At 56.1% G+C, this 22,326-nt stretch carries 15 protein-coding genes; all 15 read left to right on the forward strand.

The features are described 5' to 3' along the window. Positions 1 to 10: 10 nt before the first annotated feature. Positions 11 to 1,366, forward strand: coding sequence for a type VI secretion system baseplate subunit TssK (tssK, locus tag AABC73_RS01005; RefSeq protein ID WP_341522081.1), 1,356 nt, complete (start codon positions 11 to 13; stop codon positions 1,364 to 1,366). Beyond that, a complete protein-coding gene (tssL, locus tag AABC73_RS01010) occupies positions 1,363 to 2,046 on the forward strand; it encodes a type VI secretion system protein TssL, short form (protein ID WP_341522082.1) in 684 nt (227 codons plus the stop codon). Before tssK ends, tssL begins: the two co-directional genes overlap by 4 nt. A gap of 10 nt (positions 2,047 to 2,056) precedes the next feature. Beyond that, a complete protein-coding gene (locus tag AABC73_RS01015; RefSeq protein WP_341522083.1) occupies positions 2,057 to 3,796 on the forward strand; it encodes an OmpA family protein in 1,740 nt (579 codons plus the stop codon). Between the two features lie 14 nt (positions 3,797 to 3,810). Continuing rightward, entirely contained in the window at positions 3,811 to 4,302 is a 492-nt protein-coding gene (locus AABC73_RS01020; protein WP_341522084.1) for an Hcp family type VI secretion system effector, read from the forward strand. A gap of 140 nt (positions 4,303 to 4,442) precedes the next feature. Continuing rightward, complete coding sequence (tssH, locus tag AABC73_RS01025; protein WP_341522085.1) at positions 4,443 to 7,094, forward strand: type VI secretion system ATPase TssH; 2,652 nt, start codon at positions 4,443 to 4,445, stop codon at positions 7,092 to 7,094. Between the two features lie 2 nt (positions 7,095 to 7,096). Next, a complete protein-coding gene (gene vgrG, locus AABC73_RS01030; protein ID WP_341522086.1) occupies positions 7,097 to 9,628 on the forward strand; it encodes a type VI secretion system tip protein VgrG in 2,532 nt (843 codons plus the stop codon). 17 nt (positions 9,629 to 9,645) lie between these two features. Further along, positions 9,646 to 11,895: a hypothetical protein gene (locus AABC73_RS01035; RefSeq protein WP_341522087.1), complete on the forward strand. Its 2,250-nt coding sequence runs from the start codon at positions 9,646 to 9,648 to the stop codon at positions 11,893 to 11,895. Between the two features lie 15 nt (positions 11,896 to 11,910). Beyond that, a complete protein-coding gene (locus AABC73_RS01040; protein WP_341522088.1) occupies positions 11,911 to 12,981 on the forward strand; it encodes an SUMF1/EgtB/PvdO family nonheme iron enzyme in 1,071 nt (356 codons plus the stop codon). After that, positions 12,978 to 14,048 carry an SUMF1/EgtB/PvdO family nonheme iron enzyme gene (locus AABC73_RS01045; RefSeq protein ID WP_341522089.1) on the forward strand — a complete coding sequence of 357 codons (1,071 nt, stop codon included), beginning with the start codon at positions 12,978 to 12,980 and terminating at the stop codon, positions 14,046 to 14,048. Before AABC73_RS01040 ends, AABC73_RS01045 begins: the two co-directional genes overlap by 4 nt. Further along, on the forward strand, positions 14,045 to 15,088 hold the full coding sequence (locus tag AABC73_RS01050) for an SUMF1/EgtB/PvdO family nonheme iron enzyme (protein WP_341522090.1): 1,044 nt from the start codon (positions 14,045 to 14,047) through the stop codon (positions 15,086 to 15,088). The genes AABC73_RS01045 and AABC73_RS01050 overlap by 4 nt, the downstream gene beginning before the upstream one ends. Positions 15,089 to 15,175: 87 nt before the next feature. Further along, on the forward strand, positions 15,176 to 15,874 hold the full coding sequence (locus tag AABC73_RS01055) for a DUF3592 domain-containing protein (protein ID WP_341522091.1): 699 nt from the start codon (positions 15,176 to 15,178) through the stop codon (positions 15,872 to 15,874). Positions 15,875 to 15,905: 31 nt separating this feature from the next. Further along, positions 15,906 to 16,169 (forward strand): PAAR domain-containing protein, encoded by a 264-nt coding sequence (locus AABC73_RS01060; protein WP_341522092.1) that lies wholly within the window; start codon positions 15,906 to 15,908, stop codon positions 16,167 to 16,169. Between the two features lies 1 nt (position 16,170). Beyond that, the gene (locus AABC73_RS01065) at positions 16,171 to 17,364 is read left to right on the forward strand and encodes a hypothetical protein (protein ID WP_341522093.1); all 1,194 of its coding nucleotides are present in this window, start codon (positions 16,171 to 16,173) and stop codon (positions 17,362 to 17,364) included. Positions 17,365 to 17,389: 25 nt separating this feature from the next. Next, positions 17,390 to 20,737 carry an ImcF-related family protein gene (locus AABC73_RS01070; protein WP_341524365.1) on the forward strand — a complete coding sequence of 1,116 codons (3,348 nt, stop codon included), beginning with the start codon at positions 17,390 to 17,392 and terminating at the stop codon, positions 20,735 to 20,737. After that, positions 20,734 to 22,317 (forward strand): type VI secretion system protein TssA, encoded by a 1,584-nt coding sequence (gene tssA, locus AABC73_RS01075; RefSeq protein ID WP_341522094.1) that lies wholly within the window; start codon positions 20,734 to 20,736, stop codon positions 22,315 to 22,317. The genes AABC73_RS01070 and tssA overlap by 4 nt, the downstream gene beginning before the upstream one ends. The last annotated feature ends 9 nt before the right edge of the window (positions 22,318 to 22,326 follow it).

Raw genomic sequence — 22,326 nt, forward strand, 5'->3', positions numbered from 1 at the left:
AAACAACGCCATGAAAATCGACCGCCCCCTTTGGGCTGCGGGGGCTCTTCTGTCCCCGCAGCAATTCCAGCAACAGGCACGTTGGGAAGCTTGGGCCAATGAATGTCTGGCCCATCTGTCTCTGATACATCCTTGGGGTGTCCAGGCAGTGGGCTTTGATCCGGAAGCCCTGCGGCTCGGCAAGCTCAAGGCAACTCAAATATGCATGCGCATGCCTGATGGCACGCTGATCGATACCGATCACGTGGATCGGCTGCCGCCTGCGCTTGAGCTGGCCGGATCGCTACCTGATGGAATTCAGAGCTCGACATTGCTCCTTGCCATGCCGCTTGAGCAGGCCAATGGCAACAACTGTCTGTTTGATGGGGGGCGGGCGGATCGTCCAATGCGCTATCGCCAGGACTGGCGCAAAGTGCAGGACGTCTACGCGGACGAAATACAGTCGATCGGTGTACTGGAGCAGGCCCTAAGTCTGCGTCTGGAAAGCGACGACAATGCGGATTATCTGACCTGTCCGATTGCGCGTCTTGTGCGCGACGGACAAGGTGCCTGGAGTCTCGATCCTGGCTATGTACCACCGTTGCTCAGCTTCGCTGCTCACCCTGGCCTATTGGCGCAATTCGACAATCTGTTGACCCAAATGGCCGCCAAGCGGCAGCGGCTGATGGGCATGCGCCGTGAAAGCAACCAGCGTATGGCTGACTTCGCTGTAGCGGACGTGTCTTTGTTCTGGTTGCTCAATGCCTTGAACACCTATCAACCCGTGCTGGCTGATTTCAACGCTCATCCCGCGCGACATCCTGAGCAGGTTTATCTGGAGCTGGTCAAGCTGACCGGCAGCTTGCTGACCTTCTCGCTGGAACACGATCTGGACAAGATCCCAGCGTATCGCCACGAAGATCTGGAATCTGTATTCCCGCCGTTGATGCGCACCATTTCCACCTTGCTGGAGGCCAGCCTGCCTTCACGTGTTGTTGCGCTGGAACTGGAGGAAACGGGGACCAACCGCTGGCAGGTCAGCCTTAACGATCCGCGTCTGCGTGAGCCTGAAGGAGCTGACTTCTATTTGTCCGTGCGTTGCCGCATGCCTGCTGCTCAGCTCCAAAGTCAGTTCCCGCGTTTGTGCAAAGCGGGTACGCCGGATGAGGTCGGTCGCTTGATCAACGCCGCGCTCGACGGCATTCCCTTGCAGTCCCTTAGTCTCGTGCCGGCCGCAATTCCCCTGCGTCTGGAAAACCAATACTTCGCGCTGGATATCAGCCATCCCAAAGGCCAAGCCATGCTGGCAGAAGGGGCATGTGCCTTCTATGTACCGAGCACGCTGACCGACGTGAAACTGGAACTGTTTGCGGTGTTGCGCACATGAGCCTGATCAAAGCAAAAAAACAATTCGCCACTGCGGTGAACATCGACTCGCTGTTGCAAGACAGCTATTTGCTGGTTGTAGAACTTCGGCAAGGAGGCGAGGTGCAGAACAATCTCGAACTGCCGAAGCTGTGCGCCCAGCAGGTCGAATACGTACGCCAACAGCTTGAGAGCGCTGGTCTGAGCAAGCGCAACATTGACTACATCAGTCACGCTCAATGCGCGCTGCTTGATGAGACTGCGCTCACGTTTGCCAAAGGCGGTGCTCATGAGAAATGGGCTCGCGAACCCTTGCAGGCCAAGTTCTTCAGTCGTCATCAGGCTGGCGAGTTTTTGTATGAGGACATGCGCGAGCTGCTGCGTGAGCCGGCACCTGATCTGAGCGTGCTGACGGTATTCCACCGCGTGCTCATGCTTGGTTTTCAGGGGCGTTACCACGAGGAAAACAACCCGGAGCGTGCGCAGGTTGTGACTGCGCTAAATGCGCATGTCGCACCGCTGAAGTTGAGTCATTCGTTACCAACCCAACTGAATCAGGGCTCCCGCATGGGTTCGGGGCGTTGGATTCAGCAGCCCTCGATTCATGTACTGGCGGTTGGCGGATTGCTGGTCGGTGCCTGGTTGGGACTGGACCATCTATTGGTCAATTTGGTCGCCTCGTTGTTGCCGGGTCAGGAGTGAGGGTGCGCAGATGACACTCACACTTTCTCGCGCTCTTTTGCTGTGGGCGGGCGCGCTTGCCCTCGCATTGCTGGCTATCGTCCCGCTGCCCGCCGGGCTGCGCGTAATGGCGGTTTTCGCGGTTGCCTGTTTTCTGATCCTGGCATGGAGAAGGACCGGGCGTACGGCAGCGCTTCAAAGTCAGTCGCTAAATTTGGCCGACGGTACGTCGTTGCCACCGGCTGCCTATCGTCAGCCGGTGGTGTTGGTCTGTGGCGATGGTCTGGTTGGTCTGTTCGGGGCAACACCCTCTGCGCAATTGGCGATGCGCATCACCGAGCAAGGTTGCTACCTGCGTGTGCCTGATTTCGAGCAACTGCCAGGTTTGACCGAAAGCCTGCTGTCCTTGCGCCCGGACTGGGGCGGCCAGCTCAGTGTGATGTTCATCGTCAACCCTGCCGAACATTCCGACTGCCCGGAATTGGCGGGCCGGGTGCGCACTTTCTGTTACCAGCTGGCGTTGACTCGCAAGCGCGGCATAGCAATGCCGTTGCTGCTGGTGAGTTATCTGCAAGCCCTGCGCGGCGCAGGTCCCTGGTTCAGTTGGGAGGCGGGTCAAACCAGTCCTAACGTTCGTGACGGCGGAGCGTGCTTCAGTCTGGATGATTGGCAACGGCTATCCGCTGACGGCGCGACGCAGGCTGCGCGAATGCAAACCTGTGTGCAGCTGAACAGCTTCGTGGAGTGGCTTGGTAAAGAAGCGCTGCCGCACTTCAAAGGTCAAGACACACACCGTTCTGCGGGTCTCGCTCTCTCCTGCGCGGTCACCTTGGTTCCGGCATTGCCTCAACGTGTGGCGTGCAATCTGTGGCAGCAATGGCTGCGCGACAAAGTTGCGCTGCCTGTCACCAAGCACGCGTTGGTTGAAGCCGACGCGACCTTGCCATTCCCTGACCCCTTGCTGCATTTGCTGCCGGCGCATATTCAAAACACCCCGTTACGTCGCGCGAGCGTGGCTGCGTTATGGCTGTTCGCGCTGGGCGGACTTATCGCGATGGCCAGCTCTACTTGGCAGAACAACCTGCTGCTGCGGCAGATCAGTGATGACCTTCGTCGTTACACGTCGATTCCCGAAGCAAGCCGTCGCGATCAACCCGAATTTACTCAGCGTGAAGAAGCGATAAGCGTGCTGCGCCAGGATGCCGAGCGGCTGGACAGTTACTACCGACAAGGCGAACCGCTGTCGTTGGGTCTGGGCCTCTATCATGGAGAACGGCTGAGGGCGCCACTGTTGGCGACGATTGCCAAATATCGTCAGCCGCCCGCGATGCCAACGCCAGGCAAAATCCCCAAGCCGGTACGCCTCGACAGTCTGTCGTTGTTCAGTATCGGCAGCGCCCAGCTCAAACCCGAGTCGGCAAAGATGCTGATCAATGCACTGGTTGACATCAAGGCCCAACCCGGCTGGTTGATTGTCATTGCCGGGCATACCGACATCACGGGCAACCCCGAACACAACCTCCTGTTATCCCGCGCACGAGCGGCTGCGGTGCGCGACTGGATTCAGCGCATGGGCGATATCCCGGACAGCTGCTTCGCAGTCCAGGGCTTTGGTGCCAGCCACCCCATCGAAAGCAATGACACCGAAAACGGACGCATGGCTAACCGCCGCGTTGATATCCGTCTGGTGCCGGAAGTGGGGGCCTGCGTGCTTCCCGCTGCGGGACTGGACAGAAAACCCCTGTCGCAAATCGCGACATTCGATAGCTAAGAAAGGAGTTTCACATGGCAATTCCCGTTTACCTGTGGCTGCAGGGTGATGGCGGTAACGAGATCAAAGGTTCGGTGGAGGTGGCCGGGCGTCAGGACAGTATTGAGGTCTTGGCCCATTGCCATCGGGTGTCCATCCCTACTGACAACAACACAGGGAAGCTAACGGGCACACGAATTCACAGACCTTATGTGTTCACCAAGGAGGTCGATGTCTCCAGTACCTACCTTTACAAAGCGGTGACTACTGGGGAAAGCCTTGCGAAGGCGGAATTCGTTTGTTATCGCATCAACAAATCGGGTCACGAAGAAGCCTACTTCATGACCACGCTGGAAGGCGTCAAGGTCGTGTCAGTGACTTCGATAATGCACGACATCAAGGACCCGACGAAGGAGAAACACAACCACATGGAAGAGGTTGAACTTCGTTACGAAAAAATCAAGTGGGGTTACGTAGACGGCAACATCGAGCATACGGACGCCTGGAACGAGCGCCCTAGCGCCTGATGCATGTAGTCAGCAGACGGGCGCCCGTCTGCTGACTTTCAGTGTGCAGGGTTGAGTTTCCGTTCTCGGGCATTCAGCCAAGCACATCGAAGTTCAAGCCCCCGACTCAAGACCGAGACTCCAGAACAAGGACGCCCTCCATGGCCCAGAATTCCACCCGTTTGCTTCGTCGACTTAATCCTTATTGCGTCCAGGCGCTGAGTGCGGCCGCTTCGCTATGCCAAAGCCGTGCTCATGCCCAGATCAGCATCGAGCATTGGTTGCTCAAGTTGCTGGAGCAAGGCGAAGGCGATCTGACGCTTATTGCGCGTCGCTACGAATGGGACATGGACGCGCTTTGGCGAGGGCTGCTCGACCACCTTGATACCTTGCCGCGCAACGTTCAGCACAAGCCTCAGCTGTGTGAAAAATTGCAGCAACTGATCAAGAATGCCTGGCTCCGCGCATCACTGGATGACAACAACGATGTCCTGCGTTCAGGCCATCTGCTCGGTGCCTTGCTGGAAACCCCAAGCCTGCTTGCCTGCGAAGCTGCTTGGCCTTTGCTCAGCCTCAGCGAAACGCAATTGCAACACCTGTTTCCGTTGCTTGATCAACACTCCGAAGAACGTCCGCAGGTCCAGCAAAAAGCGGCGCTGGACTCAACAGAAGTACCTTCAAGCTTGCTCAATAACTCTCCATCAAACACTGAAAAGAACGATGCCTTATTGGCCGTATTGGACAAGTTCACTCAGGACGTAACCGCCAAAGCCAAGGCTGGGGGGATCGACCCGGTATTCGGCCGAGACGATGAAATCCGCCAGGTCATCGACATCCTCAGTCGCCGACGCAAGAACAACCCGATCCTGGTCGGCGAGCCGGGGGTAGGCAAGACCGCGCTCGTTGAAGGCCTGGCCTTGCGGATCACCGAGGGCAACGTTCCGGACAGTCTCAAATCTGTCAGCGTACGCACCCTCGACATGGGCTTGCTGCAAGCAGGCGCGGGCGTCAAAGGTGAATTCGAGCAACGGCTGAAAAACGTTATTGATGCCGTGCAGCAATCAGCCAATCCAATACTGCTGTTTATTGATGAAGCGCATACGTTGATCGGCGCGGGTAATCAGGCAGGCGGGGCTGATGCGGCAAACTTGCTCAAGCCCGCCTTGGCCCGTGGCGAACTGCGCACCATCGCCGCCACCACCTGGAGCGAATACAAACAGTATTTCGAGCGAGATGCTGCGCTGGAACGGCGTTTCCAGATGGTCAAGGTTGATGAGCCGGACGACGCCAACGCTTGCCTCATGCTGCGCGGCCTCAAAGCCCGCTACGCCAGCCATCACGGCGTACATATTCAGGATGCAGCCGTTCAGGCAGCGGTCAGCCTTTCGCGACGTTATCTGACCGGTCGACAACTGCCGGATAAAGCCGTCGATCTGCTCGACACTGCCAGCGCCCGCGTGCGCATGAGTCTGGACTGCGAACCGCAGGCATTGGTCCGGCTCAAGGCCCGACAAACCGCTTTGGAACTGGAGCGTCAAGCGCTGGAAGACGACGCGCAACTCAGCGGCAGTAGTGACGACGAGTGTTTGGCGATGATCGCTGCGCAGCATGTCGAGCTGCACGAGCAGCAAACAACACTTGAACTGCAATATCGCCACGAACTCGACCTCACACAGCAATTGCTCGACGCGCGACAGGCTGAACCGCTTGCGATGGAAGCCTGCGCGCAGCTTCAGCAACGCCTGACTGAAATTCAGGGCAACCAGCCGTTGCTCTCGCTCGACGTGGGCAGCCGCAGCGTAGCCGAAGTGATTGCCGATTGGACCGGTGTGCCACTTGGCAGCCTGCTCAAGGATGAACAATCCAGCTTATTGGCGCTGGAACAGCAGCTCTGCGAGCGCGTAATTGGCCAGGATCATCCTCTCGGCGCGCTGGCCCAACGTCTACGCGCGGCCAAGACTGGCTTGACCGAAGAAAAAGCCCCGCTGGGCGTTTTCCTGTTGGTGGGTACCAGCGGAGTAGGCAAGACCGAAACTGCCTTGGCGCTGGCCGATGCTCTGTTCGGTGGTGAGAAATCGCTCATCACCATCAATCTTTCTGAGTACCAGGAAGCCCACACCGTCAGCCAACTGAAAGGCTCGCCTCCCGGTTATGTCGGTTACGGCCAAGGCGGCGTGCTGACCGAGGCGGTACGCCAGCGGCCGTATAGCGTCGTACTTCTCGATGAAGTCGAGAAAGCTCATCGCGACGTACTCAATCTGTTTTATCAGGTCTTTGATCGCGGCTTCATGCGTGATGGCGAAGGACGTGAAATCGACTTCCGAAATACCGTCATTGTCATGACCTCCAACCTCGGCAGCGATGAACTGCAAGCCTGCCTGCAAGCGCAGCCTGACGCATCGGAAAGCACTCTGCATGAATTGCTGCGGCCAATCCTGCGCGAGCATTTCCAACCAGCCCTGTTGGCGCGCTTTCAAACCTTGATCTTCCGCCCGCTGCTGGCCGACGCGATGAAAACCATCGTTGCCCTGAAACTCGCCAAAGTTGCCAAACGCCTGCATCGCCATTACGGCCTGGATTGCCAGATCGACGAGCGTCTTCACGACGCCCTCGTCGACGCATGCCTGTTACCTGATGCCGGGGCGCGCAACATCGATAGCCTGCTCAACCAGCAAATCCTGCCCGTACTGAGCCAGCAATTGCTGCAACGCCAAGCCGCCCAACAGAAAACCCGCGGCGTGACGCTGGGCTACAGCGACGAAGAAGGCATCACTTTGCATTTCACTGACGCACTCACCGCCACGGAGGCCTGAATATGTCCACTGCACTGCGCGCTTTCTTCGACCACAGCCGTCACAAACTGCAAGTAAGTGATGTCAATGCATCCCTCGACGTCCTGACTTTCAAGGGCGAAGAACATCTGAGCCAGCCGTTCAAATACGACGTGGAGTTCACCTCTGCGGCGCAGGACATTGCGGTCGAAAAGATGCTCGGTCGGGCCGCGACGTTCAGTCTGCACGGGTTGCCGCCCAAGTACCCGAAGATGACGCCGGATTTCCTTTCCGTCGTGCCCGAGCCGCCGCTGCGCACGTTGCATGGCGTGGTCACCGGCTTCAAGCGCCTGTCCGATTCCAACGATGAAGCCCGTTACGCACTGACCCTGCAACCGCGTCTCGCGCTGCTCGGCACGGGTAAACAGTTCCGCATTTATCAGCATCAGTCGGTGCCGACTATTGTCGAGAGCATTCTGCGCAGTCGGCATAACTTCGAAGGTCAGGACTTTCTGTTCAAGCTGGCGCGCGACTACCCCAGGCGCGAACAGGTCATGCAATACGGCGAAAGCGACTTGGTGTTTATTACCCGGCTGCTCGCCGAAGTGGGTATCTGGTTTCGCTTCACCGTCGACCAACGCCTGAAGATTGATGTTGTTGAGTTTCATGACGACCAGCGTCATTACCAGTTCGGCGTCGAACTGCCCTTGCGTTCGCCGTCTGGTTTTACCAGCAGCGGACAGGATGGCGTGTGGCAACTGCAAACCAGCCACCAAGTGGTGGAAAAGAACATCAACTTTCGCGCTTATCACCATCGCGATGCCAATGCCTGGCTCAACGGCGAAGTCGACCAGACCCGAGGCGCAAAAACCACCTATGGCGAGGCGTACCACTACGCCGAACCTTACAAAGAACTCGGCGACCGGATTGCTCAGGATGAAGACCTGTTAAGCGAAAGCGGTTTTTTCTACGCGCGCCTGCGTCACGAGCGCTACCTCAACGGCCAGACCCAACTCAGCGGTGCCAGCAGCAGCGCGACGCTGGGCCTCGGTCAGGTCCTGAAAATCACCGGCGCTCCGCAGGCCTTCGCGCCGGGCGCAGTCATTACCCAACTGAACACTTGCGCCGCCCGTGATCGCAGCTTCGAAGTCACCTTCGAGGCCATCCCCTATTCGGAAACCGTCTGCTTCCGCCCGCCCTTGGTGGCGAAGCCGCAAATCGCCGGCACCGTACCGGCGCGCGTCACCAGCCCGCAGAAAAATGCCCCTTACTCCGAAATCGACCGGGATGGCTACTATCGGGTCAACTTCCTGTTCGACCGCGACAGCTGGAAGCCCGGTCAGGAAAGCATGCTGCTGCGCCTCGCGCGCCCGTATGCCGGCGACACTCACGGCCTGCATCTGCCGCTGATTGCCGGCACCGAAGTGGCCATCGCCTTCGAACAAGGCGACCCCGACCGACCTTACATCGCCCACGCCCTGCACGATGACCGCCGCCCGGACCACGTCACCCTGCGCAAACGCGACTACACCCGCAACGTCCTGCGCACCCCGGCCAACAACAAACTGCGCATGGAAGACCTGCGCGGCTCCGAGCACATCAAACTCAGCACCGAACACAGCGGCAAAAGCCAGCTCAACCTTGGGCACCTGGTCGACGCCGAGAAGAAAAAACGCGGCGAAGGGTTTGAGCTGAGGACCGATGGCTGGGGGGCGATTCGGGGTGGTAAAGGGGTGTTTATCAGTGCGGATGCGCAGCCCAAAGCTCAAGGCCAGACGTTGGATATGAATGCCGCATTGGCGCAGTTGAGCAGCGCCTTGGAGTTGGTGAAGAGCCTGGCGCGCAGTGCCTCCGTATCGGGTGCACTGCCAGCTGACGAACAATCGCAGCAGGGTTTGCAAAGTGCGCTGGATGGCCTTCGAGAGGCAGGGTTGATCGCCTCGGCACCGGCGGGAATCGCGCTGACGACACCGGCCAACATTCAGCTTTCGGCTGGCCAGAACCTTACCGCCACGGCGCGCGACAGCGCCGACGTAACCGTATTCAAACGCTTCAGCGTGGCTGCAGGTGAGGCCGTCAGCCTGTTTGCCCAGAAGCTGGGAATCAGGCTCGTTGCTTCTCGCGGCCCTGTGGATATCCAGGCGCAAAGCGATGCCATCACCTTGCAAGCCGACAAGGCGCTGACGCTTAACAGTGTCAACGGCGAAATCACCTTGAACGCCGCTCAGGGCATCACGCTTATGAGCCGAGGCGCTTACATCAAGCTCAAGGATGGCTCCATCGAAATCGGCGCGCCGGGCGAGCTGCTTATCAAAAACGACAACATCGCCTGGGGCGGCTCAGCGTCTCTCGACAAGGCCTTGATGCCAATGGTTCTGGAAGACCCGATTTATAAATTCCCGATGTCGGGCAACTTCCAGGTTAAGGATCTGGCAGTCAACGAGCCAAGAGCGTTCAGACCCTATCGAATCGAAACAAGTGATGGCCGCGTGCTGCGTGGAGTGACCGACGAAAACGGTGACACCCAGATTCATTACGGGCTCGACTCGAAAAAATCCCAGCTGTTTTTTGAATAATCGTGGAGTCCGAAACTATGAACGAAGCCGAAAAGCCAGTGGCCGAAAATCAGATCTGCAAGCAGGGCTCCAAGACTGTTGTTGATGATCGAGGAACGCAGTGCTACTTCCGACCAGAAACTGAAGAGTTTGTTTTCATTAGCCCTTGCGAAGCGACTGCCTTCGAAAATCACTGGCGCGGTATGAATACCAGCATGGACGCGTTTCATCAGGCGAGCGACCATTACAACCAGCTATTGGAAAGGTATGCGCAGACAGCCATGGCTGATGCATTGGCTGCCGTTTCACAACTCAGGGAAGTTGACGCGGCAGAAATCGAACTGGAGAAAAAAAGAAAGCAGGTACAAGACAAACTGGCCGATCTTTCCCATAAAGGTCTGGGCTATAAAGACGTCGTCGAGCTTATTCCCGTCGCCGGGAAAGGCAGTAAAAGCAAGGGTGAGGGTAAAAGCTCTGGCCTTGCTTACGTCAACAAAGGCTATTTCAGCAAAACCAAGGACGGTCGCAAACTGCACTCGGTTTCCTTGAAGGGCACTGACAAAAAAGACGCGACCCAAAGCATCTACGTTAAAGGCGAAAACGGCAATACGCGGATTGATACCGATAAGCTGAAAAAGCAGCTGACTACTCTGAAAGCGCCCAAGTTTAAACTCGAGCTGAAAGATGTCCTCAAGTGGGCCGACGCCGAGGATGTCCTGAACGACTTGAACGAGGACTACGTACTTTTCGACTGGGCTAAAAGCTGGAATGACAGCCTTCACGGCCAGACCAAGTTGGGAGCGAACGTCGACGCTTCCGGCGCTGCACAGTTAATGCGCTTTACTTCGAATGCGGGTGGCAAGGTCGAATTTGATGTAGAAAAAAAGCAGCTTTCCATCAACGGTGAATACAAGCGCACGCTGACCGTGGCATCGGGTTTCGGCAACCTGAGCTTTTTTGTCCCGGACCGTACCGGCTGGGAACTGAAGATGGAAATAGAAAATGCCGGTACCGTTGACCTGGGCCTGATTCGGCTCTGCCTTGATGCCCAAGTCAGCGGTTTCGTCGGCAGTTCGTTACAACTTGAAGCGCAGTTGCAAGTGGCACAGCTGGGCGACGAACAAATAATCGCCGGGCAACCGGGTGGAAAGCCACCCACTTTTCGCGAGCGCAAAAACGGCAAAACGTTTTATCAGAAAATGGATAAAGAGGATGAAGGGCTGCAGATAACGGGCGAGTTCTTTCGCGGCGCCCGTGCAGAACTCGCCATGAAAGGATCCCTGCAATGGATGAAACCCACCCCACCGCCTGGCGATCCGGCAGCGCCCACAGGGATATTGAAATCCAGCGGCCAGTTCACTGACTTTTGCAGCATTGGCAGCAGCATTGCCGGTCTGGTGGGCCTTGGCATTGGCGGCAAATTTTACTGCACGTTTATTAACGGCAAGTTTTGCTTCCATGTTGCCGCCAGCCTGTGTTGGGGGAAAGGCGCCAAGGGTGGGCTTATAGCAGAAGTCAGCGTTGCCAATATTGCTGAGTTTGGGGCTTGGTTGATTTATCAGTTGTATAGTTTGGATTATAGTTTTTTTAACGTTATAACCCGAGACGCTTTCAATGCATATAGCCAGTATTGCGTTATGCAAATGGATAAGATAGGGGGGCAGGTTTATCAGGGGTATGACAAGGCCCTCAAAACAGCTGATGATCTCGGTAGAAAGTTCAACGAATTCATCATCACTATTGAGGAGGAAGGCCGTAAGGGTATGGAGGCGTCGGAAAGACGCAATCGGCTTGCCAGAAATATTATTGAATCTAAGCGAGAATTGTTACTCCACACGCCAGAAGCCAAGGGAATTCTCCTTTATCTGCTGACCAGGCACGGGAAAATCGATCACCTTGATGCGGACAATAGGACCCTACTGGGTGATATTTACGTTGACCGCAAGGAGGCGATTATTTGCGTGCTAACAAGTATCCAAACTATCTCCGAGTGGAGCAAGGTGATGTGCCGTATCACGGCAAATGGCTCAAGTTTGCGAGGAGAAAATAGCGAAGCTGAAATAGTAAAAGAGCAGGCGCAACACTTGGTACGCTTCCTTCAGGAAGGCCACAATCGTGCGCAAGATCTGCTCAATATTTTTAAACGACTGAAGAAAGAAATTGCCCTGGGTTACGCGCTGGACATGAATGATACGGAGTTCTATCAGCTCAATACTATGCCCAATCCCGATTTTCCGAAGCGTTGCGATTTTGGCCCATGCGGGACGGAATTGGGTCAATTGGTCTGATATCAAGGAAAATCGATGAATACGATAAATCTTATGTTCGGCGTCGCCGTTGTTCTTGGTATGCAAGGTTGCGAGCAGGCAACGACACCAACAGAGCCTAGACCGGTAGCTGTTACTGATACGGAGTTTCAGCAGTTTGTAGCATCCATTAAAAACAATCTGATTTTCGTTGAGGGCGGCGAGTTTTTAATGGGTGACTTTGGCCCTGAATACGCCCCTGAACGGTCGTCGTACGACTGGGATAAAGACAGTAAACCATTACACAAAGTTGAGCTAACTAGCTATTCGATCAATAGATTCAAGGTGACTAACATAGAATTTCAGTTCTACCTCCGATATAACGGCATGAAGTTAAAAGAAAAGGGTGCGGTGATAAAGTCAGAGTGGGATAACATTAACTCTGTACCTAACACACCTGCACACATCGACTGGTATGAGGCTGAACAATACTGTAGCTGGCTCGGCTCGGTCACGGATTTACCTTTTGCACTGCCAACCGAAGCTCAGTGGGAGTATGCCGCGCGTAGCCGTGGTCAGTTTCTGATGGTTGCTACTGATAATGGTACCTATAAAGCCGAACCTTACAGCTTGGTTACGGAGTCATACGATCCTAAAGGTATCAATATTTCCAGCCGGGGGAATCGGGTAACTTTTGCCAAAGAAATGGGCTGGAAAACCGGAAGTTTCACTCCATTGCCCGTGGATATGTTCCCACCTAATCCTTTGGGAATATATTCGATGACGGACAACGGTTATGAATGGGTAAAGGATTGGTACGATCCGGATTATTATAAAATCTCACCAATGAAGGATCCGCAAGGACCGAGCAATCCGGTATTCAAGGATACGTTTGGCAACTATACAAAAGTGATGCGAGGGCAAAGCTATGCCGATCCTCATTGGGGGGGCGGTTTCAACGTACATAGAACAGAAAAGGATCCAATGGGACGGTTTGGCGAAAGAGGTACTATAGCTCTGGGCAGTAGCACAATGCGTTGCGTAGTTAACAACCCGGAACCCGTGACGCACCCACGATCCATAAATAAGCCTGATGCCGCTCCTTCTGAGTTGAAGGATCGGCAATGAAAATTATCAGAATCGTATTGGCTATCTTTATTCCTTTGGCGCTGCAAGGCTGCGAACAGGCTGTGGAATTATCCGAGCCTGCGCTTACGCCCGTTTCTCAGGCGGAGTTTCAGCAGTTCATTGCATCCGTTAAAGATAATCTGGTTTTCGTTGAGGGCGGTGATTTTTTGATGGGTGACTTTGGTCCTCAGTATGCCCCTGAACGAGCCTCGTATGACCGTGATAAGGACAGTAAGCCGCTGCATAAGGTTGAGCTCAGTAGTTATTCCATGACTAAGTTCAAGGTGACTAACTCTGAGTTTCAGTTCCACCTCAAATTCAAGGGCTTGAAACTAAGAGAAAAAGGCAGAGTATCCAAGTCAGATTGGGACAGTAACAACTCGTTACCCAATACGCCCGCCCACCTCGATTGGTATGAGGCAGAGCGATACTGCAGCTGGTTGGCCTCCGTCACCGAGCTACCTTTCGCTTTGCCTACCGAAGCTCAGTGGGAATATGCTGCGCGCAGCCGTGGGCAGTATCTGATGGTTGCCACCAATGATGGTACTTACGAAGCGGAACCTTACAGTTTGGTTACAGAGTCATACGATCCTAAAGGAATTAATATTTCTAGTCGGGGAAATCGGGTTACTTTTGCCAAACAAATGGGCTGGAAAACCGGGAGTTTTACACCGGTACCCGTAGATATGTTTCCGCCAAACCCCTTGGGTTTATATTCAATGTCGGATAACGGCTATGAATGGGTCAGGGATTGGTATGACCCGGACTACTATAAATCCTCACCACTGAAAGACCCTCAAGGACCGGATAAACCTGTGTTCAAAGATAAGTTTGGCCATTTTACGAAGGTGACACGTGGTCAAAGCTATGCCGACCCCTACTGGGGAGGGGGCGTTAATGTCTTTAGAACAGCCGAAGATCCCTATGGTCGTTTCGGAGAAAAAGGTTCGATTTATTTAGCTGACAAAACAATGCGCTGCGTAGTCAATAGTCCGGACCCTGTGACACCGTTACCATCCATGGATAAGTCTGATGCCGCTCCTTCTGAGTTAAAGGATCAGCAATGAAGAGTGCCAGAATCGTATCGGGTATCTTTATATCCTTGACGCTGCAAGGCTGCGAACAGGCTGTGGAATTATCCGAGCCGGCGATTACGCCCGTTTCTCAGGCGGAGTTTCAGCAGTTCATTAAATCTGTTAAAGACAATCTGGTCTTCGTAGAAGGCGGTGAGTTTTTGATGGGTGACTTTGGTTCTAAGTACGCCCCTGAACGAGCGCCGTATGATCGCGATCAGGACAGCAAGCCGCTGCATAAAGTTGAGCTAAGTAGCTATTCGATCAATAAATTCAAGGTGACCAACGATGAATATCAATTTCATCTGAGGTTAGGTGGTCTAAAACTGCGGGATAAAGGGATGGCCAGTAAAAAAAGTTGGGACAATATTAACTCCACCTCCAATACACCCGCCCATATGGACTGGTATGAGGCGGAGCAGTACTGTGCCTGGCTATCCTTCATCACTGAGCTTCCTTTTGCTCTGCCTACTGAAGCTCAGTGGGAATATGCCGCGCGCAGCCGTGGGCAGTTTCTGATGGTCGCTACCGATGACGGCACTTATAAAGCCGAACCCCGAAGCTTGGTTAGTGAATCGTATGAACCCAAGGGAATTAATATCTCCAGCGATGGAGACAGGATGGCTTTTGCACAGCAAATGGGCTGGAAGACAAGGTTTTATACACCTCTGCCAGTAAATATGTTTCCACCCAATCCATTGGGTTTATATTCAATGTCGGATAACGGCTATGAATGGGTCAAGGATTGGTACGATCCGGATTATTATAAGGTCTCATCATTGAAGGATCCGCAAGGGCCGGGCAACCCGGTATCCAAGGATACGTTTGGCCATTATACAAAAGTAATGCGCGGGCAAAGCTATGCCGATCCCTATTGGGGGGGCGGAGTTAACGTCCATAGAACAGAAAAAAATCCATTTGGTCAATTTTCTGAAAAAGGTACGATTGTTTTGGACAGCAGCACAATGCGCTGCGTAGTCAATAGCCTGGAACCTGTGCATCAGGAAGTAACAGAGACTTTGCCTAGTGGGTAGAGTGCCTGCGTAAATATGGCGAACGATATTAATGTTGACTCCACTCCAAAGTGGAGAGCCTCACGTTGTCTTTTTAAGGAGTTTAGAGTGAAGATTTTTTCGATTATAAAATACGTGTTCACCGCTTCGGGCGTTGCTATGCTCTTGGGCGCTGTGATGGCCTATAACAGTTCCACCGCCTTTCTGGAGAATGCAGTGTCCGTGGAAGGTACGGTAATAGATCTTGATAGCCAGCGAAGCCAGGACTCTATCACTTTCAAGCCAGTCGTACAGTTTGTCACTGAGGATGGGCAAACGGTCGAGTTCACTTCCTCGGCCGGGACCAATCCACCCTCCTACTCGGTAGGTGAAAAAGTCGAGGTTCTGTATGCGCCAGAGGACCCGCAGGGTGCAAAGCTAAGTGGTTTTTTTGAACTTTGGGGTTCGGTTTTGATTCTGGCAACGATGGGTGGGCCGATGTTGTTTGTCGGTGGAGTTATATTTCTGATCGGCAAGCTGAAACGTCGCAAGAAGGATTATCTGCAACGCGATGGTGTAGTTGTCGACGCCAAGTTCCAGTCAGTGAGGCTTAATCATAGCCTGACGGTTAATGGCGAGAACCCTTTTATCGTGGTCTGTCACTGGTTGAATCCAGCGACAAACTGCATCCATGTATTTGAAAGTGAAAATATTTGGTTCGACCCTTCCGATTACATAAATACCGAGCTTCTCAAAGTGTTTATGCATAAGCGCAACCCGAAAAAATACTACGTCGATATTTCTTTTATTCCCCAAGTGGCGCGTTAAAACGCCAGGGCGTTGATATCTGGAGGTTCTCATGCGAGGCGTAATTCGCGAAGGCGACAAACTTTCATCTGGCGGTGTGGTGTTGACGGGCGTCAGCGGTATGAAATTCATGGGCAAACCCGTGGCCTGCCTGGGCGATAAGGTGTTTTGCCCTATCCCTTTCCATGGATTGAATCAGATTGCCGAAGGCGATGTGCGTTCCAAGCATAAAGGTCGTCCAGTTGCGCTGGACGGGCACTGCTGTGCCTGCGGCTGCACCTTGATCACATCCTTGCCCCAGGCCGGGGGAGTGTGACGTGCCAGTCGATCTTCGAGCCTTGCCTGAGAAACTATCAGCCCCGCTTCCACCGAGTCATAAGCGCTGGTGCCTTGTTGTTCTGCTTTGCGCGCTGATAACGGCCGGCCTTGTAGTTTTGCTGTGGCCGGAAAATCGTTGGCGTATGTCGCTGTGGTTCTGGTGTTGCGCAGTGGTCCTGCCGTTGATGCTGGGGCTGGTGCTTTATGCCTTTCGTTTACTGGCTTTTGAGCGACGCGTTGAGTTTGTGGACAGTTGGAACCAGACCCGTGGTGAGCAGGAACAGCTGCTGATTACGCACGGGCAACGCGCTATCGCCTTACTGGCGACCTCCTATTGCTCTGCGGCAGGTAACAATCAAATCGCCCAAGCACTCCGTTTGGGCAGTAAGCCATTGCAACCGTTTTATCTTGAGGGCCAGGAGCGGACTGTGCGCTTGAGCCAGTTGACTCCGCCTGCGCAACTTCATACCAACAATGAGTACGCAGCGCGCTTGGCGGCTTATTTCGATCAGGTGATGCGCGGGATAGACGCCGAGTTGCAATGCTATGCACCCGACATGCCGTTACGTGTGCGGATCAGGCACAACCAGGTGTTAGGGGATGAGGAAGTCTTGTCGCTATGGCAATCATCTATCGGCGACAAACACGCGATTGATCAAGTGGTTTTTGCCAATCAGGACGACGGCCTGCTCTGGATCGATGCCTGGCTGGATGAGCGTGCCCCCTGCCAATGTTTGTTATCGGTTGAGGTCAATCTGTTCCTCAATCCAATCGCCGAACAGGCCGAGTCGGTTTCGGCAGTCTTGCTTGCGGACTCTGATTGGTGCGTGACGAAAGGTATCGCCCCGGCCGCCATTGTTCATCGTCCGGTACAGATAAACGATCAAGCAGACGCCTTGAAAGACGCCGTTCTGTGGGGGCAGCTTCAGCCCGACACCGGCCGATACTTTACCTGGCAATCGCAGATGTCTCCTGACGTCGTATGCGACGCAAACATCGCGCTGACTGTCGCAGGTTATCCGCCTGATAGCGAAAAGCGTCAGCAGCTGGACGATTCATTTGGCCTTCCAGGATGTGCCGTCGCCAACGTGGCTTTGATTGTCGCAAGCGAGGGGGCTGAGGCGGACCGGCATGCTCAACTGATTATGTTCCACGACGCTTCCTCGCAGGTTTGCGTTGTTCAGCCTGCTTGACGATAAATAAGGATTAATCGTGAAAATGAAGCGAATCGGTATCTGGATTGTGGTCCTGTGCGTACTTGTCAGTGGCGGCCTGCTGATCTGGATCGATAACCCTTTAGTCCAGATAGAAAATGAGGCCGAGCGAGTCAAGTTATCGGCAGGCTTACTGGTTGTCTGTTTGGTACTGCTTTTCTTTGAAGGGGTTGGAGGGCTGGTAGAGAGAGCACTGGCCGCGAAGGAGTTGATCTCTCGCATAAGAGGTAAAACTCATCTTGATCTCCCTAGCGTAGTTCCCTGTAAAGCGGATCAAGAGGTAGCTGACCGGTGCAAAGCACGTCTTCAAGCCCGCTCCCACTTCTTCTGGCGCCGCCACTTCCGCCTGCTACTCATCGTCGGCGAACCCGAGCAGATCGAAGCCATCGCTCCCGGCTTGGCCAAAGACCTTTGGCAGGAAGGCCAGGGCACGGTGTTGTTGTGGGGTGGCAGTCCGCAGGTTGAATTGCATGAGGCGTTCGTTGCGCGGTGGCGCGGTTTGACGCGTGGGCGGCCGCTGGATGGGGTGGTTTGGGCGTTGAGCAAGGCGCAGAGCGCCGATGCTGCGGCGATGAATACGGGGACGCGCAACCTGAAAAGTCTGGCGAGTGCCTTGTGTTGGCAGTTGCCGCTGCACCTGTGGCAGGTCTGCGCCAGTGAATGGTCGCAACTTGAACGCCCGACCGATTCGGTGGGTTGTCTGTTGCCGGCGCGCTTGACGGCGCCGCAGCTGGAAAGCTGCCTCGGCGAGTTGCCGCAGCCTTTGCGGCTGGCGGGCCTGGCGCAGATGGAAACCGCGCTTGAGCATGATTTCCTGTTTCGTTTGTCTCGCGACTTGCAAGCCGAGGGCATCGCCCGTTGGCGCCAGGCGCTCGCGCCGTTGCTCGGTGATTTCGCTCGGGGTTTGCCGCTGCGTGGTGTGTGGTTCAGCCTGCCAGTGTCGCGAGCTACAAGTGATTACCCCAACCTCTGGCTGCTGGATCCGGCGTGGCGTGGCGTAGTTGAAGACCGGGCCGTCAATGTGCGTCGCTTGGGCTGGCCCGCCACCCGCATCGGCTACGTATTGATGCTCAGCCTGGCACTGCTGTGGGGCGCGGGCATGCTGTTGTCGTTCGCCAGCAATCGGCAACAAATCGCCCAGTTGCACACCTCGCTCGCGACCCTGCAACAGCCCGGCAATGGTGATGCGCAGCTGCGAGCGCTGAACGACTGGGTGCGGGAAATGGCGCGGCTGGATTATCGCCTTGAACACGGCGCGGCCTGGTATCAGCGCTTTGGCCTGAACCAGAATCAGGCGCTGCTCGATGCCTTGTGGCCGCGTTATATCGAAGCCAACAATCGCCTGATGCGCGACCCGGCGGCGGCAAACCTGCAACGTCAGCTGCGGGCGTTGGTCAAGCTGGCGCCGGACAGTCCCGAGCGGGCCAAGCGTGCCAACGACGCGTACCAACAGCTCAAGGCGTACCTGATGATGGCGCGTCCGGAAAAAGCCGATGCAGCCTTTCTGGCCAAGGCTTTGGGCAATGCCGAACCTGAGCGTGAGGGTATTTCGCCGGGCTTGTGGCAAGGCTTGTCGCCCGGACTTTGGAAGTTTTACAGCGAGCACCTGGCCGCGCACCCGGACTGGCGCATTGAAGCCAATCCGACGCTGGTGGCCCAGGCGCGACAAGTGCTGCTGGGGCAGTTGGGCCAGCGCAATGCCGAAGCCAACCTGTACCAGAAAGTGCTCGACGCGGCGGCCAATCACTCTCCGGCATTGAGCCTGCACGACATGGTCGGCGACACCGATGCGCTGGCGCTGTTGTCCTCGGGCGCCGAGGTGCCCGGCGTGTTCACCCGTCAGGCCTGGGAAGGCCAGGTGCGCAAGGCGATTGATGACATTGCCGACGCACGCCGCGAGCAAATCGACTGGGTGCTCAGCGACAGCCAGACGGACATCGCCGCCGAACTGACCCCGGATGTGCTGCGCGAACGCCTCACCCAACGCTACTTTCAGGACTACAGCGGTGCGTGGCTGGCGTTTCTCAACAGCCTGCGCTGGAAGCAGGCCAAGAGCCTGGCCGAAGTGATCGACCAGTTGACGCTGATGAGCGACGTGCGCCAATCGCCGGTCATCGCGCTGATGAATACCCTGGCGTGGCAAGGACAGGCCGGCACGCGTGGGCAGGCGTTGGCTGACTCGTTGATTCAGTCGGCTCAGCAGTTGATCAAACAGGACGCGACCCCCGTCATCGACCAGCTAGGACTCGGCCCGCGCGGGCCGCTGGATGCAACCTTTGGTCCCTTGCTGGCCCTGCTCGGCAAAGGCCCGGAAAGTGCGGCCAGCGATGACAGCCTGAGCGTGCAGGCGTTTCTCACCCGCGTGACCCGCGTGCGCTTGAAGTTGCAGCAAATCAGCAACGCACCCGACCCGCTGGAAATGACCCAGGCTTTGGCGCAAACGGTGTTTCAGGGCAACAGCATCGACCTGACCGACACCCAATCCTATGGCCGTCTGATCGCCGCGAGTCTGGGCGCCGAATGGGCCGGAATTGGCCAGACCTTGTTTGTGCAGCCGCTGGATCAAGCCTGGCAAAAAGTCCTGCAACCCTCGGCGGCGAGCCTCAACAAACAGTGGCAGCGTGCGGTTGTCAGCGACTGGGACAGCGCCTTCACCGGCCGTTACCCCTTTGCGGCCACCGCCAGCGACATCTCGCTGCCCATGCTCGGGCAAATGATCCGCGCCGATTCCGGGCGCATCGAACAATTCTTGCAGCGCCAGCTCAGCGGCGTGCTGCGCAAGGAAGGCAGCCAGTGGGTGGCAGACACGCGCCATAGCCAGGGCTTGCGCCTGAATCCGCAATTTCTGACCGCCATCAACCAGCTCAGCCATCTGGCCGACGTGCTCTACACCGACGGCGGCATGGGCTTGAGTTTCGAGCTCAGTGGCAAAGCCGTGCGCAACGTGGTGCAAACCACCTTCACCCTCAACGGCGAAAAACACGAGTACTTCAATCAGCGGGAAAAATGGCAACGCTTCAACTGGCCGGGCCGCAGCGACCATCCGGGCGCGAGCCTCACGTGGACCAGCGTGCACACCGGCGAGCGCCTGTTCGGCGACTATCAAGGCACCTGGGGCCTGATCCGCCTGCTGGAGAACGCCAAAATGACCCTGCTGGACGACGGCGAAAGTCGTTACCGCATGGTCCTCACCGCCCCCGACGGCCTCGGTTTGACCTGGCATCTGCGCACCGAACTGGGCGCGGGGCCGATGGCGTTGCTCAAGTTGCGGGGGTTCAAGATGCCGAAGGAGATATTTCTTAATGGGGGCAAAGCAGCGGAGCCCTACGCGCAGAACGGAGTTTTTGAATGAGTCTGGACACACTGATTTCCCGATGCCTGGGTGAGCGCGATGCGGTGTCACTTGCCCGCGAACAGGCCACGAATTGGGCTGCATGGTTGCTGCCGATCACTGCGGATTCTCCAACAGGTGAGGACCCGGGATACGACGATGATTTTCAGCGCATGCGCGAGGAGGTCAACAAACTGTCCGGCGCCGATGTCGATCAGGTCGTCCAGTTGGCGCAGACGCTGCTAACCCATTCCTGCAAAGACCTTCGCGTGGCCACTTATTACCTGTGGGCGCGCCTGCACAAAGATGGGGAACTTGGCCTGGCTGACGGCCTGACTTTGCTTGCCGCTTTGGTGGAGGGTTACACCGAGATACTGCCCGCGAGGCCCAACAGTCGAAAAATGGCGCTGGAGTGGTTGGCCAGCAGCAAAGTGCTGGACAGCCTGTCGCTGTATCCCGAAGTGGTGAAAGCCGAGGCCGAGCGCACCGTTGCTGCATTGGCCTGGTTGGAACAGGGACTAAGCAGTTGGCCGGAAAATCAGCGTCCTGCATTGGGCGCATTGTATGCCGCGTTGTCTGCCCGGCTGGCGAAGTCCGGTGGAGTAGACGCGCTTGTGCCGCAGAACAGCGCGAGTAGCGAACCGAATAATCGAGCCTCTGGATCGCCTGCCATAGCGCCGAAATCCGGACGCGATCTTTTGGACGGCGGCCGCGCGCTGGCAGGTTATTTGCGCGAGCAACCTCAAGGCTGGCTGGCTGCCCACCGATTAATGAAAAGTCTGCGCTGGGACACCCTTCACGAACCGCCACCTCAAGATGAAAGCGGCAAAACTCGGCTTGCTGCGCCGCGCGGCGACTATCGGGCGCAACTAAAGCGTTCGTACCTACAACAGAGCTGGAATGAACTGCTTGATCAGGTCGAGCGGATGTACGCCGAAGGCGTGAATCATTTCTGGCTCGATCTGCAGTGGTACCTCTGCCAGGCATTGAGTAAACAGCCAGCCCCTCAAGACAGCTGGGCCGATATCGTCAAGCGTGATCTGGGCATGTTGCTTGATCGTTTGCCGGGCGTTGAGGAGTTGCGCTGGAGCGACGGTACTCCTTTCGCCGATGAGACGACTCGGGAGTGGATTACCCAGCACGTCAGTGGCAATCGTGCGCAGCAGTGGTTGCCAGTACCAGCGGCGACACCGGTATCGGCGGATACCGAGATCCTTTCACTTGAGGCCGAAGCGTTGGCGCAAGCCGACAGCGGCGGCATCGATGAGGCGCTCGCCTGGCTGGCCGCGCGGCCCGGCGTACAGACCGGTCGGCAGCGCTGGCTGCTGCGTTTGCTGATGGCGCGGGTTGCCGAGCAATACGGCAAAAACGATCTGGCTGTTCATCTGCTGAGCGAACTGGATGTCACCGCACAGCGCCACGCCCTGGCCGAGTGGGAGCCCGAGCTGAATTTCGAGATCAAGGCACGTTTGCTCAAGTTATTGCGCTTGAAAGCGCAGCGCAGCGATGCAGACAAACCTTCCCTCGCCCGGCGAATGGAGGCGCTGCTGGCTGCGCTGGTGGCGATTGACCCTGTACGCGCCGCAGTGCTCTGCGCCTAACTATCATTT

The organism is Pseudomonas sp. G.S.17, assembly GCF_038096165.1.
In the GTDB taxonomy this organism is placed as follows: Bacteria; Pseudomonadota; Gammaproteobacteria; order Pseudomonadales; family Pseudomonadaceae; genus Aquipseudomonas.